We start from the raw sequence: 14,774 nt of genomic DNA, 5'->3' as shown, positions 1-14,774 counted from the left end.
GTAATTACAAGTATTGAAATTAACTATAAATATCAACACCTTAAATAAATCACTTTTTAAAGCGTGGAATTGACAGCTCAAAACTGCAAAAACTTCTGGTATGGTGTGCAGTAACATAATAAAAATTGAATAAAAACATGACTGCTGCACTTATTTTTGTTGCTTTGGCATACATTGGCGTGTTGTTTTGGCTGGCTAACTGGGGTGATAAAACCACGCCGCTTGCAAAACGTATTAGCCACCATCCCTTTGTTTACTCGTTTTCATTGGGTATTTACTGTACCTCGTGGACGTATTACGGCTCAGTGGGCACTGCTGCAACAAGCAGTTGGAGTTACTTACCTATTTTACTTGGCCCCGCGTTGCTGTTCTTTTTTGGGCAAGGGTTTTTACGTAAATTGGTACTGGTGAGTAAAAAGCAAAATATTACCACCATCGCTGATTTTATCTCAGCCCGTTACGGTAAACGCCAAACCACGGCTATTATGGTCACTGTAATTGCCTTATTGGCTACTATTCCATATATCGCTTTGCAGCTTAAAGCCCTAAGTAACAGCTTTTTACTACTGCAAAGCGACAATAAAATATCAGGTTCGATGGTGGCACTGTCGGCCACTTTGATCATGGCCATGTTCGCGATCTTTTTTGGCACTCGTAAAGTTGATGTAACCGAATATCGCTCAGGGTTAATGTTAGCTGTAGCCTTTGAATCATTGATAAAACTACTCGCATTAGTAGCTGTGGCAGGTTTAGCACTTTACACCTTGTATAATTTGCCCACAGGCAGACAAGCGCAACTGCAAGAATCGATTTGGCAGCACTGGAACAACTTTAACTTTTTTAGTTTTAACTTTATTGGCCAATCGCTCATGGCAGCTGCTGCAATTATATGCCTGCCACGACAATTTCACGTTACCGTGGTTGATAACCAAGACAAACGCCATTTATTTACCGCCCGCTGGGCATTTCCACTGTATTTATTGCTCACCGCAGCAATGATTTTACCTATTGCCACCGCTGCAATTCACCCCGGTATTGGTAATGGCTTTTCACCCGATAGCTTTGTACTAGCCCTGCCATTGATGCACAACAATGTACTGCTCACAACGTTTGTATTTATTGGAGGGATCTCTGCCGCGACAGCCATGATAGTGGTTGCCACATTAACGCTAAGCACCATGATCTCTAATGACGTCGTATTGCCGCTAATGCTACGTCGTAAATTTAAACGCAACCTAATTACCAGCAGCTATAAGCCACAAATACTGCTCGTACGGCGCTTTACTATTGCCGGTATTTTGATCTTATCGTACTTTTATCAGCAATGGTTTGGCCACGGCAAAGCACTTGCCAGCATGGGGTTAGTCGCCTTTTCATTAGTAACCCAATTACTGCCCGCTATTGTTGGCGGTTTATATTGGCGCAAAGGCCATGCTTATGGCGTATATGCAGGATTGCTTGCAGGCTTTATTTGCTGGATACTTTTTTTAATGTTACCGATATTAGACGCTGGTAATACCTTGGATTCTGAACTACAGCAAACCCTGATCACCCGTGGCACTCTAATCGCTTTATTTGCCAACATAGGTTGCTATATTAGCTTTTCATTAGGTGCTGATGAGCGCTTAATTGACAAAATTCAAGCGGCTGCTTTTGTTAACCCCAAAGAGCAAGCGGTGCTTGCAAGGCGCTTAAACAAAAACGTAAAAGCCACCGTATACGATTTTAAAATACTGCTACAAACATTTTTAGGTATTCAACGCAGTCAACAAGTATTGGCTCAGTTTTCACTTAATCACCAGCTTGGCGAAAATAATACTCACCCCACCTCTGAGTTTATAGCTTACTGCGAACGCGCCCTCACGGGTGTATTAGGTGCATCTTCTGCGCAAGCATTGATCCATACTGTTGCATCAGGTAAACGCATGGCGTTTGAAGAAGTCGTTAACTTTTTTGATGAAACCACACAAGCACTGCAATTTAATCAAAACTTACTGTTTACCTCGCTTGAAAACCTTAGCCATGGTATTTCAGTTGTTGATAAAGAACTTAATTTAGTGGCATGGAACAAACGCTACGCAGAAATGTTTGACTACCCCGATGGTTTTTTAGAGGTAGGCCAACCAATTGAAGACATTATTCGCTATAACGCACAGCGCGGTGAATGTGGTCCCGGCGAAATTGACCGCCAAGTTGATAAACGCGTGCAGCATTTAAAAAATGGCAGCTCACATCACTTTATTCGCCACCGTCGCAATGGCCAAGTGTTTGAGATGATTGGCAACCCACTGCCCGATGGCGGCTTTGTTACTAGCTTTTCAGATATCACTACCCACATTGCCACTCAAAATGCGCTCGAAGAAGTCAATATGGACTTAGAAAACCGCATTGAAGCGCGCACACAAGAAATTCGCACCATCAACAAAGATCTCGAAGCACAAATAGAAAGCCGCGTAAAAACAGAGCAAGCACTCACTTTAGCAAAGCGTGAAGCAGAGCAAGCTAATGATAGTAAAACCCGTTTTTTAGCCTTGGCAAGTCACGATATTTTACAGCCACTCAATGCCGCCCGACTCTACCTTGCCGCAATTGATGAAAAATCACTTGCTGATAGCAATATCAACAACTTCGAAAAACTTGGCGCTAGCTTAGATTCAACTGTGCATTTAATGTCCGCTTTACTTGAAATTGCCAAACTAGAGCAAGGCGCCATGACCCCCACACCACGTCATTTTAGTATTGATGATATTTTAGCGCCGCTGCATAATGAATACGCAATATTAGCAAGTGAAAAAGGCCTACAACTCCATGTACGTTCAGGCCAGTTAATTGTGCATAGTGATATCACCTATCTGCGCCGAATTATTCAAAATTTAGTATCTAACGCAGTTAAATATACCGTAAAAGGTAAAGTATTAGTGGCGTGTCGCAAACGCAAACACCATTTACGCATCGAAGTATGGGACACGGGTCCCGGCATTAGTAAAGTAGAACAAGCTAAGATTTTTAATGACTTTTACCGTATTGAATCAGGTGATAACAAAGGCGTTGGTTTAGGGCTTGGTGTAGTCAAACGCATGGTTGATTTACTTAGCCTGCGCCTTGAAGTGGATTCTAACGTAAATAAAGGCAGCCGCTTTAGCATTGAAGTGCCCTATGGTGATAGCCAATTTGTACAGCAAAAAAACATCACTAATAGCTTGTTTGAAAACCGCTCCGCAATGAACATTATTGCCGTTGATGACGATCCTGAAAACTTAACTGCAATGGCCAGTTTATTGCAAAAGTGGCAGGCAAATTATCAGTTATTTGAGCAAGTAGAAACCGTGCTGGAGTATGCCAAACAGCATAGTGCACCCGATGTCATTCTAATGGATTATCAACTCGGTCATGACTGCGATGGCATTACATTAATCAAAACCTTACGGGAGATTTGGCAAAGCCCAGTACCTGCAATTTTAATAACCGCAGTACGCGACGACGAGCTAAAACAAGCAACTAAAGCTGCAAACATCCATTACTTATCTAAACCAATCAAGCCAGGGAAGTTAAAAGCACTGCTTAACCACAGTGCTTGATGTAAAAGGTTTTAGGAAAAAGATCAGGCTCTGCCTGATTTTTTTCCTTGCGATTTATCATTGTTTGTCATTTAATCAATTGTATATTATTTGAGCTACACTCATAAGCTAGCGCTATTTTAACTTTGTTATATTACAAGGAGTTTGTATGAATACTTGGGTTTTCATTGCAGGAATAATCGGTTTATTTACATCTTGCGTGCATATTTTTGCTGGACAAGTGGATCCTATTAGACCTTTTCTTAAATCAGATCTTCCCGACATACCTAAAGCAACATTACTGGCCTGTTGGCATATGGTATCTGCCACTCTTGTTATTTGTGGGCTTGTATTAACTTTTGTTGGTTGGTTTAACTTGAACTCATTTCAAAATGTAGTTATCGGAATATCTGTAACATTTATCATTTTTTCATTTGTGTTTTTTACTGTCGGTTGGTACTTTTTCAAACTTAATACGTTTATAAAATTACCTCAGTGGTTACTACTTTTACCTATTGGCGTTTTGGGTATAGTTGGCGCCATCTAAACATATAAATCAGGATAGCTTGCATCAGTCTTCCTAAACCCTATTGTTTAATACCCTAGAGCGATCACGTTTTTAATAAGAATTTGTATAAATTAAACGCTCACTTCATTGGGCCAAGCAAATTGCCGAAATGAGATATTAAACCTTGGACCGATTGCTTTTGGCGTGCTTGCCAAGGCGTGTTGATACATATCTTGAAAATCTTCCCCCATTATTAATAGCGAGCCATCTTCGAGCGTGACACAGTGCTGCTCTTCGTCATTATTTTGGCTTCGAATTAAAAATTCACGTTCGGCTCCTAAACTTATTGAAGCAATAATATCTGTGGGGCCAAAAGCAGGTAAATCACTGTGAAAGCTCAAACTCTCTTTTCCATCAGGATAATAAAGGCACACAGCAACACTAAACTCGACACCCGTAAGCTCAGCAATTTGCTGTTGCAATCGACTTAGAAGGGGAAACCAAGCAGCATGACGCCCATGGTGTGAAGAAAAAAGCCCAGATTTTTCTAATTTTGGCTCTAAAAAAATCATTCGCCAAGGAAAAATATTTACTTCGCTACCATCTGGCATTTCAATGAGTTCTGGCTCATTCAGATCAAAGCGTACGCTTAACCAGTCAAATATTGCACGACTTTGCGAACGAGGCATAAACTGTGAATAGTAATGTGCATCGCAATTTAATGGGAGTTTCACTCACGTACCCTTAACGGTGATTTTAAATCCTTTTTAGAGCTTAGCAGTTTGTAGCGATAAGTAATATCAACGGTTATTACTTCAGTTAAATATGAGTAATACTGATTATTTTAAGTGCAACACTATAAGAAAGTCATAGTCTCAGGTAGAGTAGCCCAGCCTTTACAATATAACTTAAGGCACTCTTAATTATCGAACACTGACACCTCTAATTCGCTAAGCAAAACATATGAGAAGCTCTATTAATGCCAAGTAATCTATTAAATCGGCCAATTATTATGGTTCAACTACAACAATTAAGAATATTAATTGCTGCTTTACTGGCTATACCGTTATTTCTTTGGATGGATAGCCCTGCTGGCGATGTAACGTTTGGCAATGGTCAATTAACAGCAAACATAGCCGTATTCACTATTTTTATGGTGGGGGTTTTGCATTGTAATAGCCGAACTCGTACTGCCATGTTAATTGGAATTTTAGTTGGGTTTTTAGGGGAGTGTTTATTTTCGTTAGTTTTAAATATGTATCACTATCGGTTTGATAATATACCACTGTGGGTCGCATTTGGTCATGGGATGATATTTGGTCTTGTGTATCGCGCTTCTAGAAAACCGTTAATATTAAGAAATACGAAAAAACTAAAAATCATTTTGTTAATTGGCATCATACTATTCTCTACTTTTTGGTTTTTTGCTGAGAATGATGTATTTGGATTTATATGCACTTTGGTATTTTTAGCCTTTTTAATAGTGGCTAAAAAATCACAACTGTTTTTCTTACTGATGTTTTATGTGGTGCTGTATATAGAGTTAGTCGGTACATATACGGGTACTTGGTGGTGGCCTAATAACCTATCAAGTATTGCAAGCTTACCTAGTAGCGGTAACCCACCAACGGGGATTGCTGTATTCTATTTTTTATTCGATTTTGCTGTGTTTTATATTTATTTACACGCTATAAATCGAGTCACTCTGAAAAGATATAGGCGTTTTGAACAGCGATTAAAAGCAAACCCTTAAAACGAGTTCTATTGTTGAAACTTATCGCTCAGTAATGATGCTGAGCGATAATCCGTCATGTATACCCAAGCCAGTTCAAGATGCTATTTCAGTTGACGTTAAAAGCTATTTAGGCAAGGCATTATTGTAAGTAATGGTTGTTCCCTTTTTAAAATCAATAGCACAGTATAAACCTTTTAAACAAACCCTTAGGGCGTTTTACAGACGCTTACTCTCATCGTTGCTACCGCTTAAAAGAGGCTGCCATTATTGTAAAGTAACGCCTTGATATTAACCCCCTGTGAAACGCTGAAGTCTCTATGTTGTGGTAGCAGAAGTACATGCTAATGTACTTCTGCTTTACTTCTGAGCTTTTGAAACAGCCAGCTCAACGCCACCAGAGACAGCCCTAAACCAATAAATGAAATTGCTTTTAGTAAACCCGTTAGGTTTGCCATATCAATTAAGAATACTTTAACAATGACGGCACCTAAAATACCCAATCCCAGTTTTTGTAGTAACAATTGGTGTTTTAAATGACCACTAATAACGACTAGCGCGCCAAGGGCTAACCAAATCACAGAATAGCTGTATAGCTCGGCATCACTAGCACCTTTTCCTAGGTGGATAAACGCACCTTGCCAATACTGACGAATAAGCGCATTAATTGCTAAAAACGCGAGTAGCCCCGATACACCTACGACCATAGCACTGAGTGTTGTATTAAGTGGTTTAACTAATTTAGCCAGCCAAAGTGCAAGTAAGCCTGGTACAAACCAAGTTAATAACACCCAGTTAAACACTGGGGTTTCGCCAATATATAGGCGCTCAAATAAAGGGTTGTTATCAAGTGATGTATTTAATAACAACAAAGCCGCTAATCCCGCAAGCGATAAGCCTGCCACTTTATAAAGCTTCCCTAACTGCCCTGCACTTTGTGAACGATATAAATAAACACAACCTAAAGCGAGCCAATTACAGCTTAGTAATACTTGCTCATAAAAACTTAATGAAGATAACTGTGGGTAGTGGCCAACAAGCTGATAACTGGTCTCTGTTGTAATAAACAGTGCTAAACAATGCAGTGTTGCGCCTTCGAGCCAGATTTTCATATCGGTTTGTTGCCACTGTTTTGCCGCAAACCAAAATAACCCAACGCATAACGGATAAACCACCGCGCTCCAATGTAACGATAACAAAGTTAAGTCAGAGTAACTTGCAATCCATGGTGCAAAGGTTAAACGGGCAAGCAACACAGCCACCAGCGCTTTAATTGGCCAATGCGGCATTGGCACATTATGGCGTTTTACTAAATAACTAATAACGAGCACTTGAATGGCTAGAGCAAGCGTTAATCCACTATCAGCTAATAGCATGGTTAAACACAGTGTTATATTGGCATTCGCGCCAATCCAATAGCTAAATTGTTGCCATTGAGTGCTGGCGGCTTGTGAGCGCTTAATTAGCACGCCACTGGTCAGTAATAAAATAACTGTCCACACTGGGTATGCAACATTTAAATCCTGCTCAGGGGTAATCGTGTAAAGTGTTGCTAACATAACAAACACACCAAACGATGCCAGCAAATGAAAGGTTAGGCGTTTTCTATAACGAGCACCAAAATAAAGCCCATAGCAGCAAAAACCAATGCCTAGTATTAATCCTAAGCCATAAATACCTTTAAATATAAATAAGTGATCATCACCATTAAAGTGCCTCTGTTGGGTGATCACTAAAACCACAGCAACCACTAATGCAAGCCCCTGCCAGAGATCCCATCGGCTATTTTGCAAAACCAAAAACAGTAACATAACAATTGTACACAGCCCTATAATTTGCCACTGCATGCTGGCCAATGACATCACGATTGCAAGCAGTAACGGCACTACAATTGCCAATAATAATGGGTTGTCAGGCAATAACTTAAGTAATCGCTTAAGGCTATGCGGGCGGTATTCGAGTAAGCGTAGCATTAACCCTAAGCGCGCCATCGCAATCAGGCCAATAATAGATAACAACGCAAACCCACCTACAAGGTAATATTGCTGAGTATTCATTATGCTCAATGCGACCCAATACCAACCAATGTGGCATGTCCAAAGTAAATACCACAACCAATTGCGTTTTACTTTTTGCGCAACCAGTACCGCCGATAAAGTAACAAAACCAATATACATAAGCAGTGCCATAAGGTTGCCACTGCCTGTATTAACCCATATTGGTACGCTGTAAGCGCCAACAATGCCAAGCACGGCTAATAACGGCCCTAAACGCAACGCCATTACACTTGCCGCTAATGCTATAACTGCTAACATAACAAAGGCTGCAGTAGGGCTTAACATTGCGTAACTTGAATACGCAAGTAGAGTTAACGCAAAGCAGCTAATAAAACCGCCTCCCGCTAACGCCGCAGGCACGTAGTTATTAAACCCTTCAAAGACAATGCCTTTCCTATGTAAATATTCAGCCAGGCCAATGAGTGTCACGCCAAATAAAGCGCCAAATGTAATGCGTAATGAAGGCGACAATAAGCCAGCTTCTAAACTGTATTTAGCTAAAAATATTCCACCGAAGGCTAACGCAACCCCCCCAATCCAAGTCATCCAATTTTCTTGTAGCTGAGTTTTAAATTGACTTAAAAAGGTGTTGATAAAAGACGGTTGTTTTTTAACGCATGAGGGAGGCGCTTGTTCATGCGATACTGGCTTGAAGGTATCTGGACTCTGCGGCGGCTCTACTGCAAATGATTGCACTGAGCGAGTTTGATGGGCTGCTGCATCTGTGTTGGTTATATTCGGATTGTCTGTCTCAGGATCATGCGGGTAATTACTGTGTGCATAAGCGCTTTGCATATCCGTGTTTTGCTTATTAAGCTGCGATGAATCCTGCTGTAAACTCTGATCTTTAGAACCTAACGCGCTATCTTTCTGCTGATTTAATACATAAGCCAGTTGCTTTTTTAATACCGTAATTTCATTTTTCAGCCCACCGAGCTGAAAAAAAGCAACTAAGCCTGCTATTGAACCTGCCAATATAATTAGTATCGCTAATACAATTAGCGCTATACCATCGTCCATTTTTCAATCCTTGGATATCTTTAATACCTCCGTTATAACGTAAAGTGTATTTAATATAAACACAAAAATCAGCGCTACTTTTTATAGCGCTGAAATTCATTTGCGTTAAATTATTCGACAGATTGCGTAATAGTGCGCTCTAACGTCATCTTATAGCCCGTACTACTGGCTTCGTCATGCTCAAGTATTAAAATATAGTTACCCTCTTGGCTAAAATCCATATCACCTTGCTGCATCAACACTATTTGCTGCCCGTTATCTTCATACAATACATAGGTGGTGTAAGTTTCATTATCAACAACGACGCTTTCTTGGCTGTATTGATCAATACCCGTCACTCTATTTTTTGCATCATCAACCGTTTCGCCGTTTAAGGTAAAGACCACATCGACATCAACAATATTTTGCCCTGCATAACTATCTAATAAGTTAACAACAGTCACTTTATGGCTATAACTGCTTGGCGTTAAATCTTCTTTTAATGTCATCATTCGTGGGCCAAACTCTTTATCGGTATAAAAAAGTCCAACGTTACTTTGCTCACGTTCAAGGGTGAGTAAAAAATTATCAACAATGTTATCACCTGTATCATTCGTCATCGCAATACTGTAGCTATTAGGTGCAAGCTCAAGGTAGTTAGAATAGGTGTCGTTTGCAGTCAACTCAGATGGGTAACTTTGCGCGCCTCTGGTTACAGTAAAGCGAGTTTGGGAATAATCATCTATGGTATTAATAAAACGAACTTGCCCTTGTGCTGCCTGATGCTTTAACTGTGTCACGCTATTACTTGAGGTCACAATATCAAGTGCGATACCGTCATCTTGCGTAGCATAACTTGGGCGTATCATCATTACATAGCTGGCATTGTCGTTTAAATACACCGTAGCTGACTCAAAAATAACATTGGTGTCGCCACTTTGCGTGAGATATAAAGTGTAATAGCCTTCATCAATACTTTTTAAATCTAGCTCATTTAAATAAGTAAGTGACGTTATTAACTCTGCGGTATCAAACAGTCCATCATCATTAGCTAAGTAAACATCAAAGCTGATGTTCTCTCCTGCAATATTATAAAAACCTAAATTTAACTTACCATCATCGCTTGTGGTGGGTACGCTGAGTTCATTAATCGCTGGCTCAGCAAAGTCGCTGTTCATCACTAATAATTGGGTTACGCTATCTTTTACGTCGACGGTTTGCTCTTTGATGGTAATGTAACTGTCGTTTGCATCTAAATACTGTAGGCTAATATCATAACTATTTGTGCTGTAATTATGGCGCGTAGTTACATTGCCAAAGTCTGTACCTGAACGCTCAGCATCATCAATAAATAAGCGTGTGTATGGGCTATTATATGAGCCATTGTAAAGTTGAATGTAACCACTTTTGCTGGTGGATGAATCTCCTCCCGAGCAAGCTGTTAATGTTGTTATTAGCGTTGTTGTTAAAGCAATTTTAAATAGTGGGGTATTCATGGAATCAATTCCTTATTGTTTATAGTCGGCTTTAGACTCCTAATAAAGTTAATAATTTCATGATTTACAAAGCATTACTCCCGCTTACATAGCTTTACATACTTGTTAAAAACTGTGTAAATGTGCAAACAAATCGCACATTTACTCATAGTGATATTGCTTAATTATTGCGTGCGCTTATTAAAACTAAACTGAGCTTCTGACTGTAATTCACCACTTAAATCTCGCGCAGTTGTATAAAAACTCACATCAAGTTGATCGTCTTCATTATCAAGGTTTATGTGACTAAAGCCCCACACAAAACTCTTTGACCACACTAAATCATACTGAGGATACTGACGCGCTTGATACTGCGCAAACGGCGTATGCTTACCGCGCATTTTTGAAGCCGCTCCTGAGATGATCAACGGTAACTTACCTTGACTATTGCCTGAGTCGTACTGTGTACAATCATCCGTTAATAGCTCTAAATCGTGCTCATGTCCTGCAATATAACCGTCTGCATATTTACATAGTGTAGGCATTAGTAAACGCCTTAATACATGCCCTTCACTGTATTTTGTACCACCTATTGACCATAAAATATGGTGGCCATACACTAACTTCCACTTCGCCGTTGAGTTGGCAATGCCTTGCTTTAGCCATGCGAGTTGTTTAAGGTCTTCACCATTTTTTGGGCCTTCATGCTGCTCATGAACTTCAAGCTCGGCGGTGCCATTTGCTATTGCTTGGCCCTCATCGCCTTCACTGCCATCTGAATTCAGTGGTACTTCATAGAATGTCTGCCCTGCTAACAGCATATTGGTATCCAGTACAAAAAACTCTACATCATTACCTGGCCCCCCTTTTTTATAACTGTAATAACCTTGCTCTTCCATATAAAAATTGGCCTGTTTTGCCATCCACTGTGTTTGTAAAGCAACACCTTTACGCGAGCTTTTCCAGTCATGATTACCCAATGCTGAATACACAACTAAATTGGGGTCAACATCAAACAACGGTTTAAGTGGTGCATACACTAAATCGTGCAGACGCTTTTGATCGTCTTTACCGTCATCGGCATCGGCGCCATCTGGGTATACGTTATCTCCCAATTGAATAGCAAACTGGCACGCTTTGGTTTTACATAGCTGAGCCATAGCTAAGCCAACCGCTTGTGCCCCACCTTGCTCTGTTGCAATATCAGTTCCGGGATAAACATAAATAGGCGCATGATCAAACTCAGCTCTGGGGCGGTAATCTTCAAGCCAATCGTTAAGCTCAGCTGCAATAAATTGCTGCTTGTTCTTTGGATTTTTAAGGTGCTTTATTTTTGGGTAATCAACATGGTACCCGCCATCACCAAACGCTAAGAATGCAATATCGGCGGTGCCTATATTTCTCTTTTTTGGCTTATCTACATTTTGATATGTGCAACCTGATGCGGCTAAGCACACACTTAATACCAACCATACTGTATTTAATTTATTCATAACATTCTCAATAGCGAGCTTGCATAATTGCAAGCTCATCAATATTTTTATAAAGAAGAAAACGTAAAGCCCAACTCAAAGGTGCGCCCGTATGATTCATACTGATAGTTATAACGCTTATCAGAATGATATAAATACAATGGTTCATCAGTTAAGTTTGTCGCGTTAAAGTACACATTAATATTATCGCTAAAGTAATACTTGCTACTTAAATCTAACTGCATATGACTGTCTTCGTATACAGCCATATCTGCATCATCAAATTGAAAGCTCTTACTTTTATAAGATGCACTTAAGCGAGTGCTGATTGTATTGTTCTCAAAACCGATGAGCACATTTGCGACGGTATCAGCTTGATTAGGTAGTTTGTCATCAGCATTAATAAATGTGCCGTTGGCCCCTAATAAAAAGCCTGATTTAAAGGTTTTGTTCCAGTTTAGTTCAACCCCAGTTAATGAGGCTTTGCCACCATTAACCATTTGCACCACTTCATCAAAACCATCCCACTCGCCGTTATCTTGCACTTCTTGTTGAATGATAAAGTTGTCGATGTCTTTATAGAAAATACCCGCCGATAACACGCCAATACTGCCTGGGTAATACTCAATTGACGCATCTAGGTTCATTGACTCGTAAGGGTTTAAGTCAGGGTTACCCACTTCAGCTTTACGCTCTGTTACCTGCACGCCATCTTCTTCTAGCGTTTCAGTTTCAATTAATTGATACGCCGCCGAATCACTGAACGTTGGTCGCGCTATAGTGTTGGTGTAGGCAAAACGTGTTACCAATTTATCGCTCACGTTATAACGTAAATTTAAGCTTGGTAAAAAGTAGTCGTAATCTTTACTGACCTGCCAAGGCGTGGTGGTAACCGTTTCAGTATCGTTAATATCATCAACCACTAATTCTACTTGATTACCGCTGGTATCAAATTGTGTGCCTTCATAGCGCACGCCAGCAACCACATGTAAGTTATCAATATCCATGCTGATCATCGCATAAGCGGCGGTAATATCTTCATTACTAACGTAGCTTTGGCCATTAGATTCAATTTGTGACTCATTGCTATTAAAGGCAAATGATTGTTTATTGTCAGCGACAAATTTTTGCAGTGCACCACAGTTTAAACCTGGACCAAAATCACCTAAATCATAATCAGGTATAGGGGCTGAAAAATCACTGGCTAAAGCGCCTGAAAAATCACCGTCATAAATAGCAACGCGAGCATCGTTACGCTTTTCTCTGTTTTGCTGTTTAAAACCAAATTTAAATTCACCATTGTTATTTTGCCAAACAAAATTACGGCTAAAATCAAGTTTAAAACTAAGCTCTTGATCATCACTAACGTTGTTCATCGCCTCAATAGTATCTAACTCAAATTGGCTTAAATCATGAGCAGCTGCTGATTGGCTAAGTAATGGGACATCTACTTGGGCAACATAACCTAAATCAAACCCTGAACCAATAAACGCAGCATCGAGCCGATTAGGTTCTTGTTCCTTTGATTTTGAATAACCGATGCTGTATTCAATAAACCAATCATTTAATTGATTTTCACCACCTAGCACCATACTTAAAATGCTTTGTTCTTCATAACGATCTTTAGTATTACGTACCATTTCGGCATCAGTGAAGCTGCCACTGGCCGCTGTGCTTGTTAATTGCTTACCATCACTAAATTTATACTCATTTGATAAGCGATATTCATCATCTGAAAAGTCACTATATAGAGTGCGTAAGTAATATTTATCCGTTGCACCACTGTGTAAGTCTAAATTAACAGCGGCACCTAAACGCTCGCGAGTAATTTGGTAATGGCGTTGTTCTATTTCTTCTGCGCCAAACATTTCAATATCATCGCCGGTAGCTGCATCTTCAACTTCAAACGTACTCCACCCACTACCAGTTTCAACATTGCGCGAACCAAATTCACGTTTAGACCATGAAACGGCGGTAGCAACCCCTAAATCTAAGCCGCTGGCAAGCTCATAAACATTAGTATAACTACCTGAAAGCTTAGGACTGGTTTTAGATTCTAGTTCGTTATACGAGCCTTGCGCAGTAAAGCTATAGCTCTCACCCGCTTTATCAAAAGCACTAAGACTTTTAACTTCGATTGAGCCACCAATCGCACTGGCATCCATATCTGGGGTGACCGTTTTACTGACTTCTAAACTTTGAATAAGCTCACTTGGTAACACATCCATCGCCACAGAGCGTACACCCGCCTCAGGTGATGGCACATTTAAGCCATTGACTGTGACGTTATTTAAATTAGGATCAATACCGCGAATACCAACAAAGCGCCCTTCACCTTGGTCGCGAGCAATAAAAATCCCCGGTAGGCGTTGTAGTGCTTCTGCTGCATTTTGATCTGGAAATTGGCCAATCGAATCAGCACTGACCACCGACTTTAAGTTAGTTGCATTCTTTTGACGGTTAATTGCCCCAGCTTGCCCTGCACTTTGCCCGTAGACAATAATGTTATCCATTGCTTGTTGCTGTTCACCAATAATAATCTGCTGAGTGAAAACTTGTGAATCCACCACAGTAATTTTTTGCTCTACTGATGGTGCGCCAATGTAATCAACAACCAAAGTGTAATCACCCGCCGGCAACTTATTAAATGAAAACGAACCATCGCGGTTACTAACGGTATTTAAGTTTAATTCTTTAACCGATACTTTCGCACCGCCAAAGTACACGCTTTGGCTAGCATCGGTGATCCGGCCTTGCACACGGCCATCAGCCAGAGCTGGGGTCGCATATAAAATGCCACAACACGCTAATGCAATACTCGACTTAATAAAAGGTGACGTCTTAAACGGGTTCATAATTGTTCTCTTGGTTGCTGCTAGTGATTTTAATTATTTACTTGGCCATGCTTGGCTTGCAGCAACACCCTAAGGGGCAATCATGAAAGAAATATGTCAGTCCTTCAGGCAATACGTTT

Annotated in this window: 8 protein-coding genes; 3 read left to right on the top strand and 5 right to left on the bottom strand. The window is 40.3% G+C overall.

Going from position 1 to position 14,774, the window contains the following annotated elements; all coding sequences use genetic code 11:
• The first annotated feature begins 137 nt into the window (after nt 1–137).
• Both ACJJVX_RS08265 and ACJJVX_RS08260 read left to right on the top strand, forming a co-directional pair.
• Nucleotides 138–3,578, top strand: a complete 3,441-nt coding sequence (locus tag ACJJVX_RS08265) for a PAS-domain containing protein (protein ID WP_405631006.1) — start codon at nt 138–140, stop codon at nt 3,576–3,578.
• Nucleotides 3,579–3,726: 148 nt separating this feature from the next.
• The gene (locus tag ACJJVX_RS08260) at nt 3,727–4,104 is read left to right on the top strand and encodes a hypothetical protein (RefSeq protein WP_054204265.1); all 378 of its coding nucleotides are present in this window, start codon (nt 3,727–3,729) and stop codon (nt 4,102–4,104) included.
• A 92-nt stretch (nt 4,105–4,196) separates the two neighbouring features.
• On the opposite strand, the gene ACJJVX_RS08255 is transcribed toward ACJJVX_RS08260, so the two are convergent.
• Entirely contained in the window at nt 4,197–4,799 is a 603-nt protein-coding gene (locus tag ACJJVX_RS08255; protein WP_405631003.1) for an alpha-ketoglutarate-dependent dioxygenase AlkB, read from the bottom strand.
• A gap of 245 nt (nt 4,800–5,044) precedes the next feature.
• Here ACJJVX_RS08255 and ACJJVX_RS08250 point away from each other — a divergent pair, with 245 nt between their 5' ends.
• Nucleotides 5,045–5,818: a hypothetical protein gene (locus ACJJVX_RS08250; RefSeq protein ID WP_054204267.1), complete on the top strand. Its 774-nt coding sequence runs from the start codon at nt 5,045–5,047 to the stop codon at nt 5,816–5,818.
• Nucleotides 5,819–6,141: 323 nt separating this feature from the next.
• On the opposite strand, the gene ACJJVX_RS08245 is transcribed toward ACJJVX_RS08250, so the two are convergent.
• The 4 genes from ACJJVX_RS08245 to ACJJVX_RS08230 all read right to left on the bottom strand — a co-directional run bounded on the left by ACJJVX_RS08245 (nt 6,142) and on the right by ACJJVX_RS08230 (nt 14,655).
• Complete coding sequence (locus tag ACJJVX_RS08245; RefSeq protein WP_405631001.1) at nt 6,142–8,874, bottom strand: DUF2339 domain-containing protein; 2,733 nt, start codon at nt 8,872–8,874, stop codon at nt 6,142–6,144.
• 110 nt (nt 8,875–8,984) lie between these two features.
• Nucleotides 8,985–10,349 (bottom strand): hypothetical protein, encoded by a 1,365-nt coding sequence (locus tag ACJJVX_RS08240; protein WP_405630999.1) that lies wholly within the window; start codon nt 10,347–10,349, stop codon nt 8,985–8,987.
• Between the two features lie 164 nt (nt 10,350–10,513).
• Entirely contained in the window at nt 10,514–11,821 is a 1,308-nt protein-coding gene (locus tag ACJJVX_RS08235; protein WP_405630998.1) for a metallophosphoesterase, read from the bottom strand.
• 47 nt (nt 11,822–11,868) lie between these two features.
• A complete protein-coding gene (locus tag ACJJVX_RS08230) occupies nt 11,869–14,655 on the bottom strand; it encodes a TonB-dependent receptor (protein WP_405630996.1) in 2,787 nt (928 codons plus the stop codon).
• Nucleotides 14,656–14,774 lie beyond the last annotated feature (119 nt).

This window comes from Pseudoalteromonas sp. Ld20 (assembly GCF_045064175.1).
Lineage (GTDB): Bacteria > Pseudomonadota > Gammaproteobacteria > Enterobacterales > Alteromonadaceae > Pseudoalteromonas > Pseudoalteromonas neustonica.
This window is presented reverse-complemented; position numbering and strand designations above follow the sequence as displayed.

Excerpts from the sequence above, each read along its gene's own strand:
- ACJJVX_RS08265 (WP_405631006.1), top strand. The coding sequence starts at position 138 with ATGACTGCTGCACTTATTTTTGTTGCTTTGGCATACATTGGCGTGTTG.
- ACJJVX_RS08260 (WP_054204265.1), top strand. The coding sequence starts at position 3,727 with ATGAATACTTGGGTTTTCATTGCAGGAATAATCGGTTTATTTACATCT.
- ACJJVX_RS08230 (WP_405630996.1), bottom strand. The coding sequence starts at position 14,655 with ATGAACCCGTTTAAGACGTCACCTTTTATTAAGTCGAGTATTGCATTA.
- ACJJVX_RS08235 (WP_405630998.1), bottom strand. The coding sequence starts at position 11,821 with ATGAATAAATTAAATACAGTATGGTTGGTATTAAGTGTGTGCTTAGCC.
- ACJJVX_RS08250 (WP_054204267.1), top strand. The coding sequence starts at position 5,045 with ATGCCAAGTAATCTATTAAATCGGCCAATTATTATGGTTCAACTACAA.
- ACJJVX_RS08240 (WP_405630999.1), bottom strand. The coding sequence starts at position 10,349 with ATGAATACCCCACTATTTAAAATTGCTTTAACAACAACGCTAATAACA.
- ACJJVX_RS08245 (WP_405631001.1), bottom strand. The coding sequence starts at position 8,874 with ATGGACGATGGTATAGCGCTAATTGTATTAGCGATACTAATTATATTG.